The following is a 25,965-nucleotide window of genomic DNA, read 5'->3' as shown; positions in this document are numbered from 1 at the left end:
AATCAATTAATGAAATGAGGGTATTCTTTGTAGGCTCTTTTTTTAAAATGTCCTTGACATAGGGTCCATTTTAGAGTTAACTAGACTTCTTTTATTGGATAAACATCAAATTTTTTTAATTTAAAAATTAAAGTATAAAAATAATCGCCAAATGAGGAAGTACAACCGTAATCAATTAATACCATTTTATTACCAATAATGCCCCATGAATCAGTATGGTATAGATCTTCTTCAAAGAGAAAAAACTTGGTTTTCAATTCGTATAGTGGAGTGTTTATCCAATTAAGCCCATCTAACTTGGAAACATCTATTGAATTTTGCCGACGAAATTTTGTAAGTGGAATAGCTCTTTTCATTATAAGATATCTAGGAGAGTAATATAAAATAGGACATAATATGGTTTTAGTTAAAGAAGATGCTTTTGAGAATACATAATACTCAACAGCATTTTGGTAAAATCCATCTTCTCCTTTAGATACCTTAAGAACGGTATCTTCATCTATGGCAAAGACTTTACGTGCAATACCTTCTCCTAAAAACTCAAAATTATCTTTTATATCTTTTCTTGACATGTTTTCTAAATCATTAATTAGCTTTTCCAATTTTTTAACCTCGTAAAAGTCAATCTAGTCTATATTACTCATAATTTTTAATATTTGACACACTATAAGGATATATTTATATCAATAAAAATGGTGGTGAATTTTATGAGCTATATTAATTTAAATGAAGTAAATAAAATTTCAGAGGAGGAACTAAAAGAAATATTTAAAGAACATTATAATAAAGGGCTTTATAGAGTTATGAAATCGATAGGTATAGATAAGATATTTCATAAAGCAAAAGGAACTCTAGTTTATGATGAAAATGGTAAGGGATATTTGGACTTCATAGCAGGCTTCGGATCATTAAATATAGGACATAATGATGAAAGAATTCTAAATACTATAATTGAACATTCTAATACTCCGAATTTTATTGAACAAAGTGTAAATATCTACGACGGAATTCTAGCAAATAATATCAATTATCTTACTAAAGGAGAATTAGGAAATTGTCATTTCACAAACTCAGGAACAGAGGCTGTTGAAGAAGCTATAAAATTATCAATGATGAAAAATAAGAAAGGTAAGATAATTTATTTCAAGAATGCCTACCATGGTAAAACTTTAGGTTCGATAGCAGCCATGGGAAATAAACTAAAGAAAAATTATAATTATGTAAAGGGAACTTTTTTAGAAGCTCCATTTGGAGATATTAAGAAAGTTAAGAGTTTAGTAGATTCATATGATGTAACATCAATATTAATAGAGCCAATACAAGCTGAAGCAGGAATCATATTGCCACCAGAAGGATTTTTAGAAGAACTAAGAGAGCTTTGCAACAAGGAAGATATATTGTTAATCTTTGATGAAATTCAAACCGGAATAGGAAGATGTGGAAGTATGTTTATGTATGAACAAGTGGGAGTAGTACCAGATGTACTATTGCTTGCAAAATCATTAAGTGGAGGATACATACCAATTGGATGCATTGCTATGAAAAAGAAAATATGGGATTCAGTTTATGGTAGTGCAAAAAATTCAACTCTTCTAGAAACTACTTTTGGAGGAAATAGTATGGCGTGTATAAGTGCCCTCAAAACATTGGAGATTATAAGAGATGATAAGTTAAGTGAGAATGCAAAAGAAATAGGTGCGTATACTATCTTAAAATTAAGAGAACTTATGATGGAATATCATCAAATATCAGCAGTAAGAGGGCAAGGTTTATTAATAGGGGTTGAATTTGAGTTTTTAAAGAAGCTTAAAAGTAAAACAACTATGGAATTTTTTGTGGGAAAAATAATTGGAAGATTACTTAAGGAGCATGCTATATTAATTTCTATTGCAAGCAATAATCCAGCTGTCTTAAAAGTGGAGCCACCTTTAACAATTACTAAAGATGAAATAGATTATTTCATAAATGCCTTGAGAGAAACATTAAGTGATGATAAGTTATTTAGTACAATTCATGCAATTTTGGAGTAATTAAGATAGAGTTTTTTCTTAATTCTATGGTATGTCCTTATGTTGTTAATATATTAACAATATAAGGACATATTCGAGATGTTAGTATTATAATTAAATGGAAGATTTGAAGAGTTCAAAATTCAAAAAGTAAAAATTGTAATTGAGAGAATATTTGAAGATATAATGTATTGGAACGTTTAGTTTAAAATATATAAACTAAACGTTTTTCCATTATTTACAATTTACATCCTTGTCAAGTTTGTAGAAAAAATATCGAGAATATGAGTATTGCTGTATAAGGGAGGAAAATATATGCTGAAAAATATCAAAGTAATTAACAGTATTATCTTAATGGTTATTTTATCTACAGTCGTATCATTAGCTATAGCAATAGTTGGATACAGTAATATGAAAACAATCAATAGGAATTCCACACAAATGTATGAGGGAGCATTAGTGAGGATAGTAAAAACAGAGGAAATTAGACAAGCATTTGCTAAAATTAGGCTAAATGTTAATAGAATATCTATTGCAGATTTTAACAATGATGATGTTGCTGCAGTTGATACTGATTATGATGCCATTAACAAAATGGTAGTGGAATATGAAAAGTTTTCTTTAAGTACCATAGAGAAAAACAACTTAGAAGAATTTAAAAAAGATTATACTCAATATTATGCTCAGGTTAAAGAGCTTGAAAAAGGGAATAAGCTTTATGGAATTGATTTAGAGAAGTTCAATCAATTAGGAAATGAGATACAACTTTTCCTTGATAACTTAGTTAAATATAGTTCTAATATGGCAAATACCTTAAATACTGATAATTCTAATTTATATGCAAGAAGTACAGTAATTTTCTTTGCAACCTTTGTAATTGGCTTTATTTTGATGATAGGTGTTTCTTATCAAATAATTAAGGTAATTAGAAAGTCTATGAAGGAAATAATACAGGAATTAGATAAGGTTGCACAAGGTGATTTTAGTATAAAAATTGATTCTGATATGAATAATGAATTTGGCATGATGAAGGCATCACTTAGTAAGACAATTTTAAATACTTCGCAAATGCTTGAAACTGTAAAGAACTCAACTAATGTTGTAAATATACAAGCTGGTAATTTGCTAGAGGCATCTGATGAAATGGCATCTTCAGCAGAAGAAATAAATGCAGCGGTTCAAGAGGTAGCTACGGCTGCTAATGACCAATCTAGTGATTTAATGAAAGTTAAAGATTCTTTAGACAATTTCGCAGACTCATTAAATGAAATGATTTCATCAATTAATGAAGTTAATACCAATATCCTTAATATAAGTACAATGTCTGAAGAAAGTAATTCAAAGTTAAAATTTCTATCTGATTCAATTGGTACAGTAAATACTTCCTTTGATACAGTAAGAAATAAAGTAGTTGAGCTAGATGATCGAATTGGACAAGTAAGTGAAATTACAAACATGATTAATTCTATTGCGGAGCAAACTGATTTATTAGCATTAAATGCTGCAATTGAATCTGCGCGTGCAGGAGAGGTGGGAAAAGGCTTCTCAGTAGTTGCTGAAGAAATAAGAAAACTAGCGGAACAATCTAAAGAATCAGCAAAAAGCATAAGTGGGTTAATTTCTAGCATTAATAGTGAAGCGCAGGTAGCAGTTAAATCTACTGATTTAGGTAAAGACAACTTAGTAAAACAATCAGCGCTTATAGAAGAATCAATAAAATCCTTTGCTTTAATTTTTAAAGCAATTAATACCATATTGCCTAGAGTTGAAAACATTAAAAGTTCTATTGATAGTATTAATATTGAAAAAGATAATATTATCTCAAAGACATTAAATGTTTCAGGAATATCAGAAGAAAATGCAGCTTCAGCAGAGGAAATAGCAGCTTCTGTAGAGCAAATACATGCATCCTTTAGTGAAGTAGCATCTTCAGCTCAGACTTTATCAGAGTTAACAAACTCTATGATGAATGAAGTAAGTAGATTTAAATTGTAATTTAATCAAAGTTTGCAATTTAATTAAGGTATTTAATTGTTTGAATTATTTGAGTAGTAAAAATTATGATTAAAACGGAGGATGATTATGAAGAAATTTAAAATTTTAAATATTGTGATTGTAATAGTATTTGCGGTTACACTTTTTACTGGTTGTGGAACTAAAAATACAACAAAAACTAAAAACCCAATTACTTTAAATATAATTGATATATCTGGAAGTATGCAGTTAGTTGGTGATGCTATTGATCAATTTAAAGCAGCTAACCCAGGTTTAATAGGAGAAGTTGTTGTAAAAAAATCAACAGCATTAGAGGCACCATCTTTATTAAAGGCTCAGCTTTTAGCTGAAGATATGCAGACAGATTTAATTTTTACTGGTATTGATGGACTTGCATCATGTATTGATAGAGATGTTATAGAACAGCTTATGCCGAAATATGGTAACAATTTTCCTAATTTAGAAAGCAATTATCAAAGTGGAGCAAAAGCTGCATATGACTTAGTAAAAGGATATGGAATACCATATGTTTATTCTCCTAGTGGACCTATGTTCACTTATAATCCGGATGCTGTTTCCAATGTGCCAAAAACACCAGAAGAGTTAATCGCGTATGCAAAAGCAAATCCAGGAAAATTTACATATGCAAGACCGGCTAGTTCAGGGCCAGGAAGAAATTTTCTTCAAGGCCTACCATATATATTAGGAGACTCAAATCCTAAGGATCCAAAGACTTGGGATAAAACTTGGGCATTTTTAAGTGAGCTAAATAAATACATAGATTATTATCCATCTAAAACGGGTACTACTTTTGCAGAATTAAAAAGTGGAAAAAGATCAATTGTATCAAGTCAGCTTGGCTGGGATATGAATCAAAGAATTACTGATGGAATTCCGAAAAGTTATCAAGGCTTTATGTTAAATAATACGACTTTAGTTGGAGATACTCAATATATGGTTCTTCCAAAAGGATTAAGTGATGAACAAAAGGAAGTTACATTAAAGCTTATGCAATGGTTAATGACACCAAAGATGCAAGCTATAACATATGATAGTGGATATTTTTATCCAGGTCCTTCTATAAAAGATGTTCCACTTTCTATGGCTCCTCAAGCAAGTCAAGATAAAATAAAACCAGCTATTAGAGAATCATATGAAGATTACATAAAAACCCTTCCAAGTACGACTCAATTAGATACTACTAAATTTAATGAAGCGCTTGCAATGTGGGATAAGTTGTTTGGAACAAAAGTAAAAAGATAAAATTAAGAACGCTTTATTTACCATGTACTGTAAATGAAGCGTTCTTTTAAGATAGAATAAATTTTACTTTATGGTTTAAACTATATATGAAAATAAACCTTGAGGAGGAGATTGTAATGAATCAAAATAGAAGCATAGGCTGTATAGTTACTGAATGCAAATTTCACAGTGAAGAGGAGCAATTTTGTTCATTAGACAAGATTCAAATTGTAAAACACAATAATAAAGCAAATAATATTCAACAAACAGATTGTGGAAGTTTTAAAGTAAAATAATATATTGAAAAAGTGCAGCTTATTAGGAGTAAGCTGCACTTTCTATTTTATTAAGATAGAGATTTTAAATCATTTATAAAGTCCTTAACAGCCTGCTCTTTTGTGGCCCAAGATGTTACAAGTCTAATTGAAGAAAAGTTATCATCTACTTTAGACCATACTATAAAAGAATAGTTTTCTTTAAGCTTTTCAATAACTGAGTTAGGGAATATAGGAAATATTTGATTTGATGGTGAAGCAATCAAATACTTATAGCCAATAGAATCTATTCCTTCTTTTAATAAATCAGCCATTTTATTAGCATGGCTTGCTAATTCAAAGTATAAATCATCTTTAAATAACTCGAGGAATTGTATTCCTAAGACTTTGCCTTTAGCAAGCATTGCCCCTTTCTGTTTAATATGAAACCTAAAATCCTCCTTTAAAGAGTCATTACATATAACTAATGCTTCTCCTAAAAGTGCTCCATTTTTTGTGCCGCCAATGTAAAAAGCATCTGTTAATCTAGCTAAATCAAATAAACTTAAATCATTATCTGTTGAACATAAAGCTGAGCCAAGTCTAGCGCCATCTAAAAACAAAATTAGTTTCTTCTCTTTACAAAAATTACTCAAGTCTTCAAGTTCTGTTTTAGAATATATGGTACCTATTTCTGTTGAATTTGATATATAAACAAGTTTAGGTTTTACCATATGTTCGTCCGTATGTTCATCTAAGGCTAATTGAATGTCGCAAGGCCTTAGCTTCCCATCAGGTACAATTACAGAAATTGCCTTATGACCAGTAGCTTCAATTGCACCAGTTTCATGTACAAGGATGTGGCCAGTATTTGCTGCTATTGCTGCTTCATGAGGTTTTAGAAATGCAGAAATAGCGGTTAAGTTAGTTTGAGTACCACCTACAAAAAAGTGGATATCTATATTATCATTTTGAATCTTACTCTTTAAAATTTCTATGGCTTTTAGCGAATATTTATCCTCACCATAACCATCTGTTTGTTCAAGATTAGATTCTAAAAGAGTATTTAATAGTCTTGGATGAGCTCCTTCGCTATAATCATTTTTAAAACTATACATTTATTTGCCCCCTTATTATGTGATTAAGAAAATTTCTTATAACAACTATAAATAACATTTTAGACTATTTTTTAGTAAATTCAAGTAATTTTCAGTTAAACATAATGTAGAGTACCAATTTTACAAATGAAGATTTAGATAGAAGTACAGGTATATACACTTCAACTTATATGTTAAACAAAGATAATAATGATTTTTCAGAATATGTTAAGCTTTCTAGAACTAAGGATACAGATTTAAAGGTTTTTAAAGATCAAGCAATAAAGATAAATTTAAGATAGAAGATAAAAAATAGTAGCATTATAAAAATAGAATGCTACTATTTTTACGTTTATTACTCAAGTCTATAGACAACACTAATCAGGTAATTTATAGTAATATTTATAAAGAACTACAAAATTTTAGAAGTAATTAGGCAGAAAGTTGAATAGAAAGGGTGTAAGTTAATGTCTCATATTTCGAATAAAAATGCCTATAAAAGGCTAGAGGAAAGGCTTAATAGATTTCCTCAGGGGGCACCACCATCTCAAACACTATATAAAATACTTAGTATGCTTTTTACAGAAAAAGAAGCAGAATTAGTTGCAATGCTACCTATTAAACCTTTTACAGTTAAAACAGCAAGTTACATTTGGAAAATGAATGAAGTTCAGACTGAAAATATTCTTCAAAAATTAGCTTCAAAAGCTATTATTTTAGATATTGATTACGATGGAAAAAAAGAGTATTGTCTTCCTCCTCCAATGTTAGGTTTTTTTGAATTTTCACTTATGAGAACTAGAGGTGATATTGATCAGAAGACTTTATCAGAGCTTTACTATCAGTATTTAAATGTAGAAGAGGATTTTATTAAAGATTTATTCCTTGGAACAGAAACAAAGTTTGGTAAAGCATTTGTACAGGAAGGAGTTCTCTCCAGGGAAAATGAACTTGAAATAATGGATTACGATAGAGCAAGTAATGTGATAAAAAATGCAAGATTCATTACAGTAAGTATGTGCTTTTGTAGGCATAAAATGCAGCACTTAGGAAAAGAGTGTGATGCTCCAATGGAAACTTGTATAACCCTTGGAAATCCAGCTTATTCATTGAGTAAAAATGGTTATGGAAGAGCTATAGATGCTGCAGAAGGACTTGACATATTAAATATGGCATACGAGCATAATTTAGTCCAATGTGGTGAAAATGTGAGAGAGGGCTCCTTATTTATGTGTAATTGTTGTGGTTGCTGCTGTGAGGGTATGTTAGCTGTTAAAAAGTTCGGTTATGCAAATCCAATTCAAACAACAGCCTTTTTGCCTAAAGTTGATGACGAAAGTTGTGTAGGTTGTGGAAAGTGTTCAAAGGTTTGCCCTATTGAAGCGATAAAGGTAGATTCTATATCTAAGAAGGCAAAAGTGGATGAAAATATATGCCTTGGCTGCGGAGTTTGTGTAAGAAACTGTCCTAAAAAGAGTATTAGTTTAAAAAGTAGAGAAAAAAAGATAATAACACCAGTAAATACAACTCATAGAATAGTATTACAAGCTATTGAAAAAGGTCAGCTTCAAGAGCTTCTTTTTGATAATAAAGCATTAGCAAGTCATAGAGCGATGGCAGCAGTTTTTTCTTCTATCTTAAAACTTCCACCAATTAATAGAGCTATGGCGAGTAAACAATTAAAATCAGTATATTTAGATAAATTATTAAGCAATCAAAAATAGGAGAATAGTTATGGATAAATGTGTTATTCATTATTTTTCAGGAACTGGTAACACGCATAATATGATTATGTTATTAGCTGATGAGTTAGGTAGAAACGGATATGAAGTTCATATAATTAATATTGAAAAAGAAAATGATAGGAAATTAGATAATTATAAATTGCATATATTTTGTTATCCTATATATGGATTCGGAACTCCTGAAATAATGCTTAGATACATTTCAAAAGTAAGAACACCTAGTAATAGCAATGCAGCAATTGTATGTACATCGGCGGGATTCGAAGGACAATCTTTATGCCATGTAAAAAGAGTTTTAGCTAAAAAAGGTTTCAAAGTAATATTAACTGATATGGTTACTTATGATTATAATTGGACTCAAATATTCAATCCTAAAACAAAAGAAAAGCAAAAAGAGATATTTAGAGAAGCTGAAATAGAGTCACGGAAAATTGCAAAAAAGCTTATAAATAATGTAACAGGATTTAAGAACAGAAATATCATTATATTAGCTATCTCATGGATTATATTTATTATATTTAATAAGCTTGGACGTAAATTTTTAGGTAAAACATATATTGCTGATGATTCGTGCATTAACTGCTCAAAATGTAAAAATATTTGTCCAGCAGAAGTTATTGAAATATATAAAGGTAAACCAAAATGGAATTGGAAATGTGAGAGTTGTCAAAGATGTATTAATATGTGTCCTAAGAAATCAATTCAATTATCAATTATAAAATTAACTATATATGCTTTTTTTCAATTAATTCCACTTTTTATAATTTTTAATATGGATAAAAAATACGATTTACCATGGATATTAAATATATTTCTTTTCTGTGCCATGTTTGGAATAAATAGCATTCTAGCAAATTTGCTAATAAATATTATGGAAAGGTTCAGCATGACTAGAAAAATCCTTCAGATAAGTTATACAAAAAGTTATAGAAGAAATGTTGCGAAAGATTTTTATATAAGATAATATAAATAAATTGACTGATTAAAAAAGTGCACTAGACATTATGTCTAGTGCACTTTTTTATTTAATATTACTTATAAACCTAATTGTTAAAATTTCAGAAAATCCATAAGGAACTTATTATAAAATTTTATGCTCTGTTTTATAAAGTATGTTTCAAGAATTTTATATATTGGTAATGAAAGTTAAAGTTACCTCTAAAGTTTATAAAAGAATATGACGAAATATTATCTATAGATAATAATTATCAATTAAGAATAATTTCAATTGAAGGAGGATAGGAAAAAGTAAATGTATAAATATTAGAAATAATTAAAAAGGAGAGCACAGGATGATAGTTAAAAAGAAAATAGATAGTATATATAAAAAAATTGCAATATTTACAGTTGCATTGGCAGTAACATTTAGTAATCTTGGTATAATTGCGTTTGCAGATGTTACTACCAACTTTAATGGTGAATTAACGAATGAAAATACGTTTAATAGACCAATGTTTACAAGTGATCAAAATGGTACATATACTGCACAGTTAACTGCAGCTGATGTGGTTGGAGTAATGCCAGATAACTTTGCATATTTCACACGTAATATAATTCCCTCAGTTACTGGGAATTATACAATAGCAGTCGATGGTAATAATACACACCTTACTGATCTTCAAAATGATACTTTTATGATAATTTATAAGGATTCATTTAATCCTAGCAGTCCTACTCAAAATGTTCTTTATGCTAATGATGACATAAATAACAGTTATGCATCTCAAGTTATAAATGTACCTTTAGAAGCTGGAAGAACATATGTAATGGTTGTATCAAGCTATTCTCCTAGTGTAACTGGCCCTGTAGCATTTACAGTAACAGGAGCGGGAAGTGTAACTGTAGAAGCAAATCAATATTCAAGTGATGTCCCAGCTGTTACCACATATTCACTAAATTATTCAGCGGGAAATCACGGAAGTATATCAGGTGCAATTACACAGACTGTTAATTCTGGAGATAATGGACAAACGGTTACTGCAGTTCCTGACCCAGGATATCATTTTGTAAAATGGAGTGATGATAATACAAGTGCTACCAGAACAGATTTGAATGTATCTGGAAACATAAATGTAATAGCACAATTTGCAATTAATGTGTATACGGTAACCTTTAAAAACTTTGATGGAAGCAATCTAACAACTTCAAATATTTCTTATGGAAACCCAATTACAGTGCCTACAGCACCAACAAGGACAGGCTACACCTTTGGAGGTTGGTATAAGGATAATGAATTTATAAATCCTTGGAACTTTGAAACAGATATGGTAAAAGCAGATACTACATTATATTCTAAGTGGATTATAAATTCATATACTGTAACCTTTAAGAATTATGATGGAACAACGATAGATACTCAATCAGTAAATTATGGGGGAAGTGCAGATGCTCCAAGTTCCCCGACGAGACAAGGATATAATTTTGCAGGCTGGGATATTAATTTCACTAATGTAACACAAAATTTAATAGTAACAGCAACATATACAGCAATACCTCCAACACCAACCTATACAGTTGAGTATAAAAATTATGATGGAAGCACCATAAACACTGATGTTGTTGAAGGTGGATCTGGACTTACTGAACCTACAGTTCCAACAAGAACAGGATATACCTTTGGAGGTTGGTATAAGGATAATGAATTTATAACGCCTTGGAATTTTGAAAGTGATAAGATAGCAGGAAACACTGTATTATATTCAAAATGGTCTATAAATAAATATACAGTAACCTTTAAGGACCATGATGAAACTATAATTAGTACACAGACAGTAAATTATGGAGGAAGTGCAGTAGCTCCATTATCACCATCAAGAGAAGGATACACTTTCACAGGATGGGACATGAGCTTCTCAAATGTTACAGGAAACTTAATAGTAACAGCAACCTATACAGTTATTCCTCCAAAACCAATTTATATAGTAAGCTATAAGAATTATGATGGAAGTGTACTAAATACTGAAAGTGTTGTAAGTGGAAACAAGATCACAGAACCTACAGCACCAACAACAGTAGGATATACTTTTGGTGGCTGGTATAAGGATTCTTCATTTGAAAGCAGTTGGAAATTTGACACTGATACAGTAACAGGTGATACAACATTATATTCTAAATGGACAATTAATTCATACACAGTAACCTTTAAGAACTATGATGGAACAACAATTAAAACTCAATCAGTTAACTATGGAAGCAGTGCAGTTGCACCTACATCGCCAAATAGAGCTGGATATACTTTCACAGGTTGGGATAAGACCTTCAATAATATAATTGAAAATATTATAGTAACCGCAACTTATAAATTAGATGAAGGCAAAGTAATTCCACTAGAGCCAAAGACTACAGATGGAAGTAGTACTGAGGCAACTACACCAATAACATTCGTAGAAAATGAAAAAAATACTATCACTTTAGATACCCAAAATTCTAAGATATCAGTTCCAGCAGATGCTATAGATTTAACTGGATTAAATCCAGATTATCTTAAAGTGTTAGAAAAGGTAGTATCTAATACGGAGCAAGCGAACTTAATTAAAGTTATGCCAACAGGATTAAGTATTGTAGGAAAAATATTAGATTTTAGAATTCAATTATTTGATTCGAATAATCTCTTATTAAGAGATATTCATAACTTTAAAGATAATAAAACAGTTAGAATAAGTATTAAAGTTTCTAAAGATATGCTGCAAGGGTTAGATACAAATAATATGTCAATGTATTATTATGATGAAACTAATCAAAAGTGGGTTGAATTAGGCGGAAACTATGATGAATCTACAGGCTTGTTTAGTTTTGATACACCTCACTTTACTAAGTTTGCTATAATGGCATCCAAGGTAAATTCAACTTCTGGTACAATACCTAAAACTGGATCAGTAGTTGATACTAATTTATTGATAGGAATAGGTATATTGCTATTAGCGCTTGGAAGTAGAGTATTTATTACTGGAAGGAAAAAAATAAAGAAAAGTTAAATAGAAAGAAGAGGCAATGCCTCTTCTTTTTGTTAGAAAGCCCAGTTTCCATTTTTGAATATTTGAATTTTTTCTCCTGCATTTGTTATACCAACGATATCTAAGTCTTTAGTTCCAACCATAAAATCTACGTGAGCTAAAGAATCATTTGCACCTTTTTTTATTAGGTCTTCTTTTGATAATCCATCAGAATCTTTAAGACAGAATGGATATGCTTTACCTATAGCAAGATGGCAAGAAGCATTTTCATCATATAGTGTATTAAAGAATATTACACCAGAATTTGATATCGGAGAATCATATGGTACTAGAGCAACTTCCCCTAAGTAATGAGAGCCTTCATCTGTTTCTATTAAGTGCTTTAATGTTTCATATCCTTCCTTAGCTTCAAAATCAACAATTCTACCATCCTTAAAGGTTAGTGAGAAGTTATTAATTAAGTTTCCACTATAGTTTAATGGCATTGAGGAAACGACTTTACCATTTATTCCAGTCTTTAATGGAAGAGTAAAGACTTCTTCTGTAGGCATGTTTGCAACAAAGCTTCTTCCATCAGACATTTTATCTGCACCACCACACCATAAATGATCTTTAGGAAGTTCAATTTTTAAATCCGTTCCTAAAGAATTAGTATAGTGAAGTAGCTTAAAATTCTTTTCATTGAGATAATTCATCTTTTCATCTAGATTAGCTAAATGTTCGTCCCAAGCTTTATCAGGGTCCTCTTTATCTATGCGTACAATTTTAAAAATTTGTTCCCATAGTTTAGAAACAGCTTCTTCTTCAGATACATTTGAAAAAACTTTTTTAGCCCATGCTGTAGTTGGAATAGAGACAATGCTCCAAGGGCACTTGTTGCTCATAAGTAAGTCAGAATATTCCCTTAATGCAATTTGTCTTGCTTTTAAAGAAGCTGAAATTTTATTTGCATCTATTCCTTTTAAGTTTTCAGGATCAGAAGCAGAAATACTTAGGAATGCAGCACCTTTTTTTGCATAGGATAGATAAGAATCAACTATCCAATTTGGTATATCCTCTAGTGTTTCTATTGAGGCATAAGTATAGTTTATTCTTGCGAATTTTTCATCATTCCAATGAATTATTACTTGCTTTGCACCTAATTTATACGCTTCTTCAGCTATTTGTCTTGCAAAGAAAGCACATTCAATTGGAGAATTGATTACTAAGTACTGATCTTTCTTAATATTTACTCCGGTCTTTACAGCTAACAAAGCATATTTCTTTAATAAATTTTCCATGTTTATACTCCTTAAATGTAAAATATATTTTTCTATATGGTTATATTATAATCTATATGTGTTAAAATTAATAATACTAAGGTGAAGTTTTCCAAGAAAAATAGTATAATTATAATGAAAAAGTGTTTATATAATATGGAGGAAGTTATGGAAAGAGTATTACTTATAGATTCTAATTCAATCATGAATAGAGCTTTTTATGCACTACCACCACTAACTAATAGTGAAGGGCTACATACTAATGCAATTTATGGATTTGCAAATATGATTTTTAAGATAGAAGATGAAATTCAGCCTGATTACATAATAGCGACTTTTGATAGAAAAGCGCCTACATTTAGACATGAAGAATACACAGAATATAAAGCAGGTAGAAAAAGAATGCCAGATGAATTAGCAGAACAATTCCCAGTTGTGAAGGACATGTTGGCTCTTCTTGGCATACCTGTTTTTGAATTAGATGGTTTTGAAGCAGATGACCTGCTTGGAACTATTTCAAAACTAGGAGAAGAAAGTGATAAGGAAGTTTACATTTTGACAGGAGATAGAGATGCACTGCAACTAGCTTCTGATTCAACAAAGATAATTATCACTAAAAAGGGTGTCTCAGAAAAAGAAATATATGACTATAAAAAAATGCTGGAGGATTTTGGAGTAACTCCAACTCAATTTATTGATGTAAAAGGATTAATGGGAGATAAATCAGATAACATTCCAGGGGTTCCAGGTATAGGTGAAAAGACTGCTTATAAATTGATTCAAACCTATGGAACTTTAGAAAATGTTTTAGATAATATAGAAGAAATTAGTGGTAAGAAGATTAAAGAAAACCTAGAAAATCATAGAGAAGATGCAGTGTTTAGCAAGAGACTTGCCACAATTATGAGAAATGTTCCAGTTGAATTCACTTGGGAAGATAAAAAACATAAAGAGCATATTAATAATGTTGAAGTAAGAAATTTATTCCTAAAACTTGGAATGAAATCTTTATTGGGAAGATTTGAACTTGCTGAAGAAAAAGAGGAAGCTGAAAAATTTCCAGTTAAAATTATAGATAGTTTAAAAGGCTTTAAGGAACTTGTTTCAAGTATCAATAAAGAAGTATATATAGTATCTCAACTTGTAAATGAAGAATTATATTCAAAAATTAATATAGAGAAATTATTCATAAGTGCAGAACTTGGAGATTATGAAGTAAAAGCATTAGATATTGAAAAAGAAAATAGAGATGATTATATTAAACTACTTAAGGAAATATTTGAGAATGATAATGTAATTAAATACTCATATGGAATAAAGAATACACTAACGGTCTTAAGAAAGTTTAATATACAACCTAAAGCAATAGAATTTGACGTGGAATTAGCAGCATATATAATAGATTCCTCAAAAGGAAAGTATCCATTAGAAGTTTTAATTGGGGAATATTTAGGTAAGGAACTAAAAGGCTCACAAGAAGAAATAAAAGCTGATGGAGTTCATTATCTTAAAGAACTTTCTAATATATTTAAAAATAGGTTAAAGGCTGATGATATGGAGGAACTTTACTATAAGGTAGAGCTTCCATTAGCGGATGTTCTATCAGCTATGGAATGTGAGGGCTTTAAAGTAAATAAAAATATGTTAGAAGAGCTTTCAGTCACATTTAAAAAGGAAATAGAAGAGACAGGAGCTAAGATATATGAATTAGCTGGTGAAGAATTTAATATAAATTCTCCTAAGCAGTTAGGTAAGATATTATTTGAAAAGTTAGATTTACCACCGGTTAAAAAGACTAAAACAGGCTACTCAACTAATGCTGAGGTATTAGAGAAGCTTGTAGATAAACATCCTATAATTAAGGAAATCACTTATTTTAGACAAATATCTAAAATATATTCAACATATATCGAGGGGTTGAAGAATGTTATAGATTCAGATGGACATATACATTCAAGTTTTAACCAAACAGTTACAACAACTGGTAGATTAAGTTCTACAGAGCCAAATCTTCAGAATATACCTATAAAGTATGAAATGGGTAGAGCAATAAGAAAAGTATTCATACCAAATAATGAAGATGATTTAATTCTATCTGCAGACTATTCTCAAATTGAGTTAAGAGTATTAGCTCATATGTCTGGGGATGAAAATATGATAAATGCCTTTAAAGAGGATATAGATATCCATACAAAGACTGCATCAGAAGTTTTTAAAGTACCATTAGAGGAAGTAACTTCTTTAATGAGAGGTAGAGCAAAGGCAGTTAATTTTGGAATAGTATATGGTATTTCTGATTTTTCGCTTGCACAAGATTTAGGTATTACAAAAAAAGAAGCAGGCGAATATATGAGTATATACTTTGATAGATACCCTAAAATAAAAGGATATTTAAATGGAGTGATAGAAAAAGCAAACGAAGATGGGTATGTTCATACAATATTAAATCGTAGAAGATTTATACCTGAAATAAAAGCTTCAAATAAGATATTAAAGGCTTTAGGGGAAAGATTAGCTATGAATGCACCGATTCAAGGAAGTGCTGCAGATATTATAAAAATAGCTATGATAAAAGTTTATGATAAACTTAGAGAAAAGAATTTAAAGAGTACATTAATATTACAAGTTCATGATGAACTTATATTAAACGTTAAGCCTAATGAGCTAGAGGAAGTTAAAAAACTAGTAAAAACAGAAATGGAAAATGTTTTAGAGTTAAGTGTTCCTTTAGAAGTTGACTTAAATGTTGGTCACAATTGGTATGACGCAAAATAGGAGTGAGTAAAATGTTAAAGGTCGGACTAACTGGAGGAATTGCATCAGGAAAAAGTACAGTTTCAGGATTCTTAAGAGAATCAGGATTTAAGATAATAGATGCAGATACAATAGCTAAGGATGTACTTAAAAAATATCCCGAAATATTAAAAAGAGTAAGAATAGAATTTGGGGAAGGTTTTTTTGATTGGAGAGGAGAATTTAGAAGAAAAGAATTTGGTAATCATATTTTTAGATTTCCAAGACTAAGAATAAAGTATGAAGAGATAATTCTACCATATATATTAAAAGAAATTGATTTAGCATTTCTTGAAAAAGAAAAAAAAGGTGAGAAAGTAGTTATTTTGGATGCTCCAACATTAATAGAAAATAAACTTCATGAGTCAATGGACCTAGTAATTCTAGTATGGGTAGACCATAATACTCAAATTGCAAGGCTTAAGGAAAGAGATAAGCTAAATCAAAGTGAGGCTCTTCAAAGAATAAATTCACAGATGAATTTAGACAAGAAAAAGGATTTTTCAAACATAATTGTTGATAATTCAAAAGATATAGCATCAACTGCAGTACAGGTAAAAGATTTAGTTGAAATATTAAATAGTTATAAATAATTCTATGGGAGACAATAATGAAATTAAAGAAAATATTTATAGTAGTTTTGACTCTAATAGCTATTGTATTGATTTCAAGAGAAATTATATATAATACTTTATATCCACTTAAATATAAGGATTATATTTTGAAATATTCAAAAGAAAATGGCTTGGATCCATATTTAGTGATGTCTGTAATTAATACTGAAAGTAAGTTTAACAAAGACGTTGCTTCTAAGAAACAGGCCATTGGTTTAATGCAATTGACTGAACCAACAGCTGAATGGATTGCAAAGTCAATGAATGATATTAACTTTAAAAGTGAAGATTTATTTGATCCAGAAAAAAATATAAAAATGGGTTGTTGGTATTTAAAAAACTTACAAGAGGAGTTTGGTACAACTGAATTAGTTTTGGCAGCATATAATGCAGGAAGAGGTAATGTAAGTAAATGGCTAAATAACTCCGATATATCAAAGGATGGGAAGAATCTTCATAACATTCCCTATGGTGAAACAGATAAATATATTAAAAAGGTTAAGGTGAATTATAATATATATAAACTTTTATATAAAACATAGGTTATAATCAATTAAAAGTAATATAAGTAAGTATGACAGAAGGGAAGTTATAATGACTTCCCTTTTTATATTGGTTAAAAGGATAAACTTTTTGTAACATGGAAAACTATATATTAATTCTTCAATAGCATTTGGAGGTTTATATGAAAAAGTATTTTTTAACGGTTACACTAATCATAGTTTTTATAGTCATAGGAATAAAAATAGCGCCAGTAATTAGAGATAAAACGTCTCTGTTCAAAAATGAGGTAGCTTATGTTGCAAAAGCAGATAATAAAAGCTTTTATATCTATAAATATGGAAGATGGGAAAAGGAATTTATTAAAGGGGTGAATCTTGGACTTGGAAAGCCAGGACACTTCCCAGGCGAACTAGCATTAACAAAAGAAGAGTACCTTCATTGGTTTAAGGAAATAAGTAAAATGAATTCAAATACTATAAGAGTTTATACAACTCTTAAACCTGAATTTTATGAGGCTTTATATGAATATAACAAGAAAAATTTTAAGCCTATATATGTTATGCAGGGAGTTTGGGTTAATGAAGAAGATATGGCCTCAATTGGAGATGCCTTTGATAAAAAAATATTGGATGCGGTTAAAGAAGACACTAAAAACTTAATTGATATAATTCATGGAAATGCTGAACTTAAAGAACAAAGAGGTTTTGCCAGCGGAAAGTACACACACGATGTCTCAAATTATATCTCTGCTTGGATACTTGGTATAGAGTGGGATCCAGAGTTCGTGATTAGTACAAATGAAAAGAATGCTGCAAAGAAATCTTATGATGGTAATTATATTTATACAAACAGCGCTTCACCTTTTGAAAATTGGCTTGCAGAAATTCAGGATTATGCAATTAAATATGAAACAGATAAATATAAAATGCAAAGACCTACAAGCTTTACCAATTGGGTAACTACAGATTTGTTAAGCCATCCCAATGAACCCTTACCCAAAGAGGACTTGGTTCCAGTAAATCCAATGCATATTTTAAGTAAAGAAAATTTTAAGCCGGGGCTTTTTGCATCGTATCACATTTATCCCTATTACCCTGACTCAATGAATTATCAAAAGGAATATATACAAAATAAAAGTGGAGAGGTTAATACCTACAAGGCTTATTTGGAGGATTTAATAAAGGAACATAACATTCCGGTATTAGTAGCTGAGTTCGGAATTCCAGCATCAAGAGGCAAGGCACATGAGAATATTCATACAGGCTTTAATCAAGGAGAGATTGACGAAAAATCTCAAGGAGAAATGGAAGTATCAATGCTGCAAGATATTTATAATACTGGTTATGCAGGTGGACTCATTTTTACATGGCAAGATGAATGGTTTAAGAGAACCTGGAATACCATGGATTTAGATATACCTGATAGGAGACCCTTTTGGTCAAATCCTCAAACAAATGAACAGGAGTTTGGCGTATTGGCTTTTGATCCAGGAGAAAAGCAAAGCATTTGTTATGTTGATGGAAATATTAAAGAGTGGATTAATAGTAATAATATTTCTAAAACTAATAGTGCAGAACTTTATGTAAAGTCTGATGAAAAATATATATATTTTTGGATAAAGAAAAAAGATTTACAGTTATTTAAGAATAAAATTATTATTTCAATAGATACCATAAAAAATAGTGGAAATAGTTATTATAAAGATTTTAATTTAAACTTAAATATGGGATCAGAATTCTTGATTGTTATAAATGGAAAAGATAATTCGAGAGTACTTGTAGACAGCTATTATGACTCATTTTATTATATATATTCAAAGCTTGGAATGATTGATATAAATCCAAACTTTGATACTAAAAACAGTGGAACATTTAATCCCATATATCTGTGTTTAAATAGACAACTTAAGTTACCACAGGATAAGACAGTTATTCCATTTACCAAATATGAAACAGGTAAATTATTTTACGGAAATGGAAACCCTAAAAATAAGGATTTTAATTCCTTAAGTGATTTTTACTCTAACGGAGATAATGTAGAAATAAGAATCCCTTGGCAATTATTTAATGTGATGGACCCATCTGAGAAGATGATTATGAATGACTTACATATAGAAGGTATAAAGCCTATAGAAGCACAGAATTTTCAATTGGGTTTAAGTATATTTAATGCAGATGGAACAATAGAGAGTGGAAATATAGGAACGTTTAATTGGGATAAGTGGGAAATGCCAAAATATCATGAAAGATTAAAACCATCTTACTATATTTTAAAAGATGCATTTAAAAGAATTGGAGCGAGTTAAATGTTAGTAAATGTTAGTGAAACTAAAGGAAGTATACTATTTTTTACTCATAATGAAAAAAAACTTCCTAACTGGGTTGTAGAATGCAATACCTATGGATTTGGGGTTCTCATAGAAAATATACAAGACTTTATGGAGGAAAAAGAAGAAGTTTTTTTAGATTTATTAGAAGAAAGTATTAGCTTAATAATTATTGAAGATGATCTTGAAAGAATATCCTTTGAATTATATAAAAAACTAAGGAAAGAAGATAAATTTAAAAAGATACCAATATTATTTCTTGGGGAATTTTATAATGAAGTTAAATTAGAAGCAATGGAAATAGGAGCAATAGATTATCTCAAGGAAACAATAAATTCAAAAGAACTAGTCTTAAAACTAAAGAACATTATAAGTATTTATAATGAATATGTTAATTCCTTAATATATGATTCTTTAACAGGCACGTATACAGCTACTTATGGAGAGAAATTGCTAAAAAAAGAGATAGGTATATCTAAGAAAGATAAGTCAAAGTTATCAATTTTGATAGTAGATATAGATGATTTATCCGCTATTAATAAGAACATTGGAAAATTAGCAGGAAATGAAGTTATTAAAAAAATAACAAATATACTAAAAGATAAATTAGCGCTAAGAGATTTTATATTCAGAATATCTGGAGGAAAGTTTTTAATGGTATTTCCGAATAAAACCTCATTATATGTGCTTAAGCTTGGAGAGGAAATTGCAAATGAGGTTAGTAAGTTATCTAATGAATTTAAAGGAGAAATAAGTATAACTGGCAATGTTAGAGAATTTCAAGAAGAGGAAGATATTTTAAAGATAGCACTAATTGAATTATTGAAATTTAAGAGAAAGGAAAGAGGAAAAGTATATTTAAGTGATAAGAATATTGAGATAAATTCAAAGAGTATTCTTATCATAAACGAAGACAAAGAATTTTTAAAGATAATTAAAAAAAGATATAAAAATAAAGATTTTAAGGTATACACAGCTAATGATGTGGAAACTTTACATAAAATTTTATCAGCATATTTAATAGATATTGTCATAACAGAATTTATACTCCCTGGAATGACAGGCGTTGAAATAATAAGAGAAGTTAAAAAAGCAAATGAAGATACTAAAATCATAGTATTTACATTGCAAAAAAGTGAAACATTAATTGAGAGAGCATTTAACGAAGGAGCAGATGATTTTTTAAGCAGACCTGCCTCACCAATTGAATTAGATGCAAGGATTAATAAGTTGTTACAGAAGAGGTAATATGGAAAGATTAGTTTATTATTCAATTGTATTTTTTATAGGATTTATACTTATTTTATACATTTACCTAGTTTATCAAAAAATTTTGGAAAAATATATTCATAAAAAGTCGAAAAGCTATTATAAGGATATAGTGGATTTCTTTGATGAATTTATGATTAATTTAGAGAAAAGAGAGGGTACTATTGAAGAAATTCAAAAACTAAGTAAGTTAGTAAAAAATAAGATTAAACGCAGAATTATAATTGATAGAATTGCTTTTTATAGCAATATTTACACTGGAATAATATCAAAAAGAATGAGTGAAGTATGCTATAATATAGGACTTCTAGAATATGAATTTAAAAATTTAAAAAGTAGAGATTATTTTAAAGTGGCTCATTCATGTAAAAATCTTGGAATTTTTAAAAATGAAGCTGCCACAGAACATCTATTAAAAGTCCTTAGAATAAGATCCATTGATATAAGATATAACGTATTAATGGCATTAACAAAAATAGGCGATAAAGAAGCTTTAATAGAGGCATTTAATATTTTAGGAAATAAATTTAATTTAAGTGAGAGAGCTTTAACTGAAATAATAGATAGCTTTGAAGGTGATAAGCTAGGATTATTTAATAAAATGCTGGATTTCCCTAATGTATTTGTATCTACTGTATTTATAAAAACCACAGGAGGATATATGGTACCTACATTAAATGAGAATATAGCAAGATTTATTAATAATGAAAATAAGGAAAAAAGAATAGCAGCAATAAAAGCAATTGGTAAAACTGGTGATACGAGATTTATGGATCAAATATTAAATAAGTTAAAAGATAGAAATTGGGAGGTTAGGTCTGCAGCTGCAAAAGCTCTTGGAGCTATGCGAGACGAAAGAGCACTGGATGCTTTAATTAATGCACTTTCTGATAGTGAATGGTGGGTTAGATATAATTCTGCTAATTCAATTATAAGTATAAAAGCGGGGATTAATAAACTTAGAGATATATTTATGAGTGATGATGAATTTGCAAAAGATAGTATTGTTTCAGCACTTGAAGGAAGCGGTTTGACTCAAGATATATTTGTATTCCAATATTCAAGGGAGCCAAATAAGAAAGAACTATACGATTTATTTTCAGATTATTTATCAATGAAAGAAAGTTAGGTGGAATATGAGCTGGAGTATTATTGGAAGAATTATTTACAATTTTAATAATTTTATTTTATATTATGTTTTATTAATTAATTCTATATATTTCATTCAATTAATACTATCTGCCTTTAGTTTATCGGATTATATTAAAAAGATAATATATTCTGACTATAAAAAATACAGTTCATCGGAAAATATGCTTCCTATCTCCGTGTTAGTTCCTGCATATAACGAAGAACAAACCATTGTGGACAATATTAAGTCCTTGTTATCCCTAAACTATTCTAATTTTGAAATTATAGTAATAAATGATGGTTCAAAAGATGAAACCTTAAAAAAAGTAATTGAGGCATTTGATTTAGTTATGCTAAAACAACCAATACGATATAGAGTTAAAACTCAAAACATAAAAGGAATTTACAAAAATATAGATATTCCCAACTTAGTTTTGGTTGATAAAGAAAATGGAGGGAAAGCTGATGCACTTAATGCAGGGATAAACGTATCAAAGTATCCTATTTTCGCTGCAATAGATGCTGACTCTATAATTGAAAGTGACTCTTTGATAAGAGTTACAATGCCATTTATCGAAAATAAAGCAACTATTGCAGTTGGAGGAATTGTTAGAATTGCAAATGGAAGTTCTATAAGAGATGGAATTATAAAGAAAATAGATCTTCCTAAAAATAGAATAGCAATGTTTCAGATTATTGAATATTTAAGGGCATTTCTAACTGGAAGAATGGGATGGGATGCCATGGGATCTCTGCTTATAATATCTGGAGCATTTGGTGCATTTAGCAAGGCAGAAGTTATAGAAGTAGGGGGGTATAGTGTAGGAACTATAGGAGAAGATATGGAACTTGTAATGAAATTACATGAATATATGCTTGCCAACAAGAGGGAATATAAGGTAAAATTTATACCAGATCCTGTATGTTGGACACAAGCACCAGAAAGGATAAAAGATTTGAAAAGTCAGAGGGTAAGGTGGCAAATAGGACTTATGGACAGCTTGTTTAGGCACAAGAGAGTTTTATTAAATCCTAAATATGGCTCAATAGGGCTTATTGCAGCTCCATATTTTTGGATTTTTGAAATGACAGGTCCATTAATTGAGGTCATTGGTTATTTCTTAATTCCTCTTTCCTTTATTTTTGGATTTTTAGACTTAAGGTTTTTTATTCTTTTTCTTACTTCATCAATACTTTATGGAATCATTTTGTCAATAGGAGCAATTTTGCTTGAAGAATACACATTTAATAAATATCCAAGTTTAAGGCAATTGCTTCGTTTAAGTTTTTTTGGAGTTTTAGAGAATTTTGGATATAGGCAGCTTACAGTATTATTTAGATTAGAAGGAATTTTAAAATTTAGAAAGAAAAGAAATAGTTGGGGGAAGATTAAGAGAAAAGCTTTTTCTTAATTAGTGAGGGTATATGAAGAAACATAAAATTATAAAAATTATATTAATTATCATGATAATTATATTTTCTGTGACTTTTGTTATTGTTAAGCCATATATTTTTAAGTTGAATTTAAATATATCTTGGAAAACAGAAGAAAAGTCAAAAGAAGAAGTTTTAAGTTATAACTTTTTAAAAGATAAAATGTATAAGGAAGGATACGGAGTATATACCAATTATATTGATGAGCCTGATCAAGGAGATATAACCAAAGGGCATACAGTTTTATCTGAATCACAAGGGTTATGGATGATTTATTTAGTTAACTCAGGAGAAAAAGATCAATTTGATAATAATTATGACATAGTTAAAAATAAAATGAGATTGAAAAATGGTTTGCTTGCATGGAGATACAATAATAGTGAAACGAATAAAAGTTCGTCTACTATTGATGATTTAAGGATAGTAAAAAGCTTGCTTTATGCATATGATAGATGGGGGGACTTTAAATATAAGTATCTTGCAATTAGTATAGCACAAGATACATTGAAGAAGGTGTCAAAGAATGGATATATATATGATTCTAATGATGGTACATCATCAAGTAATTTAGTTGTTTTGTGCTATTTAGATCTTAAAACTATGGAATTATTGGAGAAATCCAATTCTAAATGGAAGAAGATTTATGAGAAGTCTTTAGATATTTTGAAGGATGGACAACCTGTTAGAGGAGTACCTTTATTTAAGAAAAGTTACTTGCCTAAAGAAAATAAGTATTCAGATGAAAAGGAAGTAGAGCTAGTATACTCACTAATTTCATTAAAAAACCTGCAATCAGCTGGTGTTGATATTTCAAAAGAGCTTGATTGGCTATGGAAAGAATTCAGTAAAGAAAATAAATTATATATAAAATATGATTTTAACGGGAATAGAACAAGTGATTATGAGTCCACTTCATTATATTCAATTTGTGGGGAAATATTTGAAAATGCAAATAGACAAACTGAGGCTAATGCAATAAAGAAAAGAATGTTAGAATTCCAAGTTAAAAATAAAGATAGCGAAATCTACGGTTCTTTTGGAAATGAACAAACTAAAGCAGTATATTCCTATGACAATTTAAATGCACTAATTTTTTTAGCTAAAAAGAATGCAGATTTATAGTATCACAATTGACAAAAGCTTATAAAAAAATTATTATATATAAGTAACAGTGTATAAGCAGGTGTGCTGGAACTGGCAGACAGGCACGTTTGAGGGGCGTGTGTTCTACGAACGTACGGGTTCAAGTCCCGTCACCTGCACCATAAAATATCAGTAATCAAACACATGATGTGCTAATAAGAGCACTTCATGTGTTTAATTTTTTTATAAAAATTTGAGGTGAGTCATGGCTCTATTTCCACAAATAAAGAGGTGTAGTTAATTAATATTTACAGACAATAGTAATGATTAATTGTATGACTATGTATTAAGGAGGAACTAAAATGGCTCGAAGAAGTAATAAAATATTAGTACCTGAAGCAAAGGAAGGGATACATAAGGTTAAAGTAGAAGCAGCAAAAGAGGTGGGAGTGGATTTAAATAAAGAATATAGTGGAGATATAACAACTAAGGAAGCTGGAAAAATAGGAGGACCATTAGGTGGGCAGATGGTTAAAAAAATGATTGAAGATTTTGAGAAAAAACTATAAAAATATATTTTAAGTAGGGACAATATTTTTTAATACTGCCCCTATTAGGTATAAAGAAAATTCAATCTAAAATTTGAGATATTCCCATTGCAATCATTAATATACCAGCTAGAACAGTAGCAATTCTTTTATCAATTTTAAATTTACTTAATATCTTTATTGCATAATTACCAGAGAAAAATATAAGAAAACTTACTAAGAAGAAAGCTAAACCTACTGCAAGAGGATGATAACCAGCTAAACCAACTCCTACCGAACCACCAATGTCGTCAAGTGCTAAAGCAAGTCCAATAGAAATAGATTCTTTATAGCTTAATGTTTTTACTTGCTCAGTAATATCTTTCTTTTTTAGGAATGGTTCAAGCATAATTTTGATACCAGTTCCTGAGATTAGAAGCATGCTAAGGAATGAGGCTACATTATCGCTTAAGAAATTAGAGATCAAGCTACCAGAAAGAGAGGAAGTAAACGCAACAGTAAATGCCATTAATGATATAAGAAAATTTTTCTTGAGCTGAACCTTAATCCCTCCAATGCTATAGGCAATTCTTATTCCAATATTATCAAAACTATTAATAAGGGCTATTAATAGTAAATAAAGAGTAGTTTGCAGCATAGTCTTCACCACCTTATATTTAAGTACCGACTTATTATATATAGTTATAAAATTTAATGGTGGTAAGTTATT

General features: G+C 29.7%; 20 protein-coding genes and 1 tRNA gene. 17 read left to right on the top strand and 4 right to left on the bottom strand.

The window, feature by feature from the left end; all coding sequences use genetic code 11:
• Window positions 1-80: 80 nt before the first annotated feature.
• Window positions 81-602 carry a hypothetical protein gene (locus L1S47_RS19070; RefSeq protein ID WP_238886347.1) on the bottom strand — a complete coding sequence of 174 codons (522 nt, stop codon included), beginning with the start codon at window positions 600-602 and terminating at the stop codon, window positions 81-83.
• Window positions 603-707: 105 nt separating this feature from the next.
• Between L1S47_RS19070 and L1S47_RS19065 the strand changes: the two genes are divergently transcribed.
• The 4 genes from L1S47_RS19065 to L1S47_RS19050 all read left to right on the top strand — a co-directional run bounded on the left by L1S47_RS19065 (window position 708) and on the right by L1S47_RS19050 (window position 5,542).
• Window positions 708-2,030, top strand: a complete 1,323-nt coding sequence (locus L1S47_RS19065; RefSeq protein WP_238886345.1) for an aspartate aminotransferase family protein — start codon at window positions 708-710, stop codon at window positions 2,028-2,030.
• 294 nt (window positions 2,031-2,324) lie between these two features.
• Entirely contained in the window at window positions 2,325-4,004 is a 1,680-nt protein-coding gene (locus tag L1S47_RS19060) for a methyl-accepting chemotaxis protein (protein WP_238886343.1), read from the top strand.
• An 87-nt stretch (window positions 4,005-4,091) separates the two neighbouring features.
• Window positions 4,092-5,267, top strand: a complete 1,176-nt coding sequence (locus L1S47_RS19055; RefSeq protein WP_238886341.1) for an ABC transporter substrate-binding protein — start codon at window positions 4,092-4,094, stop codon at window positions 5,265-5,267.
• Between the two features lie 116 nt (window positions 5,268-5,383).
• Window positions 5,384-5,542: a DUF1540 domain-containing protein gene (locus L1S47_RS19050; RefSeq protein ID WP_202765707.1), complete on the top strand. Its 159-nt coding sequence runs from the start codon at window positions 5,384-5,386 to the stop codon at window positions 5,540-5,542.
• A 50-nt stretch (window positions 5,543-5,592) separates the two neighbouring features.
• Here the strand turns inward: L1S47_RS19050 and L1S47_RS19045 are convergent, their stop codons facing one another.
• Window positions 5,593-6,618, bottom strand: coding sequence for a low specificity L-threonine aldolase (locus tag L1S47_RS19045; protein ID WP_238886339.1), 1,026 nt, complete (start codon window positions 6,616-6,618; stop codon window positions 5,593-5,595).
• Window positions 6,619-7,064: 446 nt separating this feature from the next.
• On the opposite strand from L1S47_RS19045, the gene L1S47_RS19040 reads away from it, so the two are divergent.
• From L1S47_RS19040 to L1S47_RS19030, 3 genes are all read left to right on the top strand, one after another.
• On the top strand, window positions 7,065-8,321 hold the full coding sequence (locus L1S47_RS19040; protein ID WP_202765704.1) for a 4Fe-4S dicluster domain-containing protein: 1,257 nt from the start codon (window positions 7,065-7,067) through the stop codon (window positions 8,319-8,321).
• Between the two features lie 10 nt (window positions 8,322-8,331).
• Complete coding sequence (locus tag L1S47_RS19035; protein ID WP_238886336.1) at window positions 8,332-9,306, top strand: EFR1 family ferrodoxin; 975 nt, start codon at window positions 8,332-8,334, stop codon at window positions 9,304-9,306.
• A gap of 328 nt (window positions 9,307-9,634) precedes the next feature.
• Window positions 9,635-12,316, top strand: a complete 2,682-nt coding sequence (locus L1S47_RS19030) for an InlB B-repeat-containing protein (RefSeq protein WP_238886334.1) — start codon at window positions 9,635-9,637, stop codon at window positions 12,314-12,316.
• Window positions 12,317-12,348: 32 nt separating this feature from the next.
• Here L1S47_RS19030 and L1S47_RS19025 read toward each other — a convergent pair whose 3' ends face one another.
• Window positions 12,349-13,575 carry an aminopeptidase gene (locus tag L1S47_RS19025; RefSeq protein WP_238886321.1) on the bottom strand — a complete coding sequence of 409 codons (1,227 nt, stop codon included), beginning with the start codon at window positions 13,573-13,575 and terminating at the stop codon, window positions 12,349-12,351.
• A 147-nt stretch (window positions 13,576-13,722) separates the two neighbouring features.
• Here L1S47_RS19025 and polA point away from each other — a divergent pair, with 147 nt between their 5' ends.
• The 10 genes from polA to L1S47_RS18975 all read left to right on the top strand — a co-directional run bounded on the left by polA (window position 13,723) and on the right by L1S47_RS18975 (window position 25,277).
• Complete coding sequence (polA, locus tag L1S47_RS19020; RefSeq protein ID WP_238886319.1) at window positions 13,723-16,329, top strand: DNA polymerase I; 2,607 nt, start codon at window positions 13,723-13,725, stop codon at window positions 16,327-16,329.
• An 11-nt stretch (window positions 16,330-16,340) separates the two neighbouring features.
• Window positions 16,341-16,940: a dephospho-CoA kinase gene (coaE, locus tag L1S47_RS19015; protein ID WP_238886317.1), complete on the top strand. Its 600-nt coding sequence runs from the start codon at window positions 16,341-16,343 to the stop codon at window positions 16,938-16,940.
• Between the two features lie 17 nt (window positions 16,941-16,957).
• Window positions 16,958-17,503, top strand: coding sequence for a lytic transglycosylase domain-containing protein (locus L1S47_RS19010; protein ID WP_238886314.1), 546 nt, complete (start codon window positions 16,958-16,960; stop codon window positions 17,501-17,503).
• A 143-nt stretch (window positions 17,504-17,646) separates the two neighbouring features.
• Entirely contained in the window at window positions 17,647-19,770 is a 2,124-nt protein-coding gene (locus tag L1S47_RS19005; protein ID WP_238886312.1) for a family 2 glycosyl transferase, read from the top strand.
• Window positions 19,771-21,039 carry a response regulator gene (locus L1S47_RS19000; protein ID WP_238886310.1) on the top strand — a complete coding sequence of 423 codons (1,269 nt, stop codon included), beginning with the start codon at window positions 19,771-19,773 and terminating at the stop codon, window positions 21,037-21,039. It abuts the gene before it with no gap.
• Window position 21,040: 1 nt separating this feature from the next.
• Window positions 21,041-22,189 carry a HEAT repeat domain-containing protein gene (locus tag L1S47_RS18995; protein ID WP_238886308.1) on the top strand — a complete coding sequence of 383 codons (1,149 nt, stop codon included), beginning with the start codon at window positions 21,041-21,043 and terminating at the stop codon, window positions 22,187-22,189.
• Between the two features lie 7 nt (window positions 22,190-22,196).
• The gene (locus tag L1S47_RS18990; RefSeq protein WP_238886306.1) at window positions 22,197-23,603 is read left to right on the top strand and encodes a glycosyltransferase; all 1,407 of its coding nucleotides are present in this window, start codon (window positions 22,197-22,199) and stop codon (window positions 23,601-23,603) included.
• 13 nt (window positions 23,604-23,616) lie between these two features.
• Entirely contained in the window at window positions 23,617-24,747 is a 1,131-nt protein-coding gene (locus L1S47_RS18985; RefSeq protein ID WP_238886293.1) for a glycosyl hydrolase family 8, read from the top strand.
• Window positions 24,748-24,804: 57 nt separating this feature from the next.
• Window positions 24,805-24,890 (top strand) — tRNA-Leu (locus L1S47_RS18980).
• Window positions 24,891-25,070: 180 nt separating this feature from the next.
• Window positions 25,071-25,277: an alpha/beta-type small acid-soluble spore protein gene (locus L1S47_RS18975; protein WP_238886291.1), complete on the top strand. Its 207-nt coding sequence runs from the start codon at window positions 25,071-25,073 to the stop codon at window positions 25,275-25,277.
• 61 nt (window positions 25,278-25,338) lie between these two features.
• Here the strand turns inward: L1S47_RS18975 and L1S47_RS18970 are convergent, their stop codons facing one another.
• Entirely contained in the window at window positions 25,339-25,893 is a 555-nt protein-coding gene (locus L1S47_RS18970; protein WP_238886284.1) for a manganese efflux pump, read from the bottom strand.
• Between the last annotated feature and the right edge of the window lie 72 nt (window positions 25,894-25,965).

Source organism: Clostridium sp. YIM B02551, from assembly GCF_022324735.1.
Classification (GTDB): Bacteria; Bacillota; Clostridia; order Clostridiales; family Clostridiaceae; genus Clostridium_T; species Clostridium_T paridis.
This window is presented reverse-complemented; position numbering and strand designations above follow the sequence as displayed.

What these genes read in the sequence shown, in the direction of transcription:
- L1S47_RS19010 (WP_238886314.1), top strand. Translation starts at nt 16,958, where the DNA reads ATGAAATTAAAGAAAATATTTATAGTAGTTTTGACTCTAATAGCTATT.
- L1S47_RS19030 (WP_238886334.1), top strand. Translation starts at nt 9,635, where the DNA reads ATGATAGTTAAAAAGAAAATAGATAGTATATATAAAAAAATTGCAATA.
- L1S47_RS18975 (WP_238886291.1), top strand. Translation starts at nt 25,071, where the DNA reads ATGGCTCGAAGAAGTAATAAAATATTAGTACCTGAAGCAAAGGAAGGG.
- L1S47_RS19055 (WP_238886341.1), top strand. Translation starts at nt 4,092, where the DNA reads ATGAAGAAATTTAAAATTTTAAATATTGTGATTGTAATAGTATTTGCG.
- L1S47_RS18970 (WP_238886284.1), bottom strand. Translation starts at nt 25,893, where the DNA reads ATGCTGCAAACTACTCTTTATTTACTATTAATAGCCCTTATTAATAGT.
- L1S47_RS18985 (WP_238886293.1), top strand. Translation starts at nt 23,617, where the DNA reads ATGAAGAAACATAAAATTATAAAAATTATATTAATTATCATGATAATT.
- L1S47_RS19050 (WP_202765707.1), top strand. Translation starts at nt 5,384, where the DNA reads ATGAATCAAAATAGAAGCATAGGCTGTATAGTTACTGAATGCAAATTT.
- L1S47_RS18990 (WP_238886306.1), top strand. Translation starts at nt 22,197, where the DNA reads ATGAGCTGGAGTATTATTGGAAGAATTATTTACAATTTTAATAATTTT.
- L1S47_RS19045 (WP_238886339.1), bottom strand. Translation starts at nt 6,618, where the DNA reads ATGTATAGTTTTAAAAATGATTATAGCGAAGGAGCTCATCCAAGACTA.
- L1S47_RS19065 (WP_238886345.1), top strand. Translation starts at nt 708, where the DNA reads ATGAGCTATATTAATTTAAATGAAGTAAATAAAATTTCAGAGGAGGAA.
- coaE (WP_238886317.1), top strand. Translation starts at nt 16,341, where the DNA reads ATGTTAAAGGTCGGACTAACTGGAGGAATTGCATCAGGAAAAAGTACA.
- L1S47_RS19060 (WP_238886343.1), top strand. Translation starts at nt 2,325, where the DNA reads ATGCTGAAAAATATCAAAGTAATTAACAGTATTATCTTAATGGTTATT.
- L1S47_RS19035 (WP_238886336.1), top strand. Translation starts at nt 8,332, where the DNA reads ATGGATAAATGTGTTATTCATTATTTTTCAGGAACTGGTAACACGCAT.
- L1S47_RS18995 (WP_238886308.1), top strand. Translation starts at nt 21,041, where the DNA reads ATGGAAAGATTAGTTTATTATTCAATTGTATTTTTTATAGGATTTATA.
- L1S47_RS19000 (WP_238886310.1), top strand. Translation starts at nt 19,771, where the DNA reads ATGTTAGTAAATGTTAGTGAAACTAAAGGAAGTATACTATTTTTTACT.
- L1S47_RS19005 (WP_238886312.1), top strand. Translation starts at nt 17,647, where the DNA reads ATGAAAAAGTATTTTTTAACGGTTACACTAATCATAGTTTTTATAGTC.
- polA (WP_238886319.1), top strand. Translation starts at nt 13,723, where the DNA reads ATGGAAAGAGTATTACTTATAGATTCTAATTCAATCATGAATAGAGCT.
- L1S47_RS19040 (WP_202765704.1), top strand. Translation starts at nt 7,065, where the DNA reads ATGTCTCATATTTCGAATAAAAATGCCTATAAAAGGCTAGAGGAAAGG.
- L1S47_RS19025 (WP_238886321.1), bottom strand. Translation starts at nt 13,575, where the DNA reads ATGGAAAATTTATTAAAGAAATATGCTTTGTTAGCTGTAAAGACCGGA.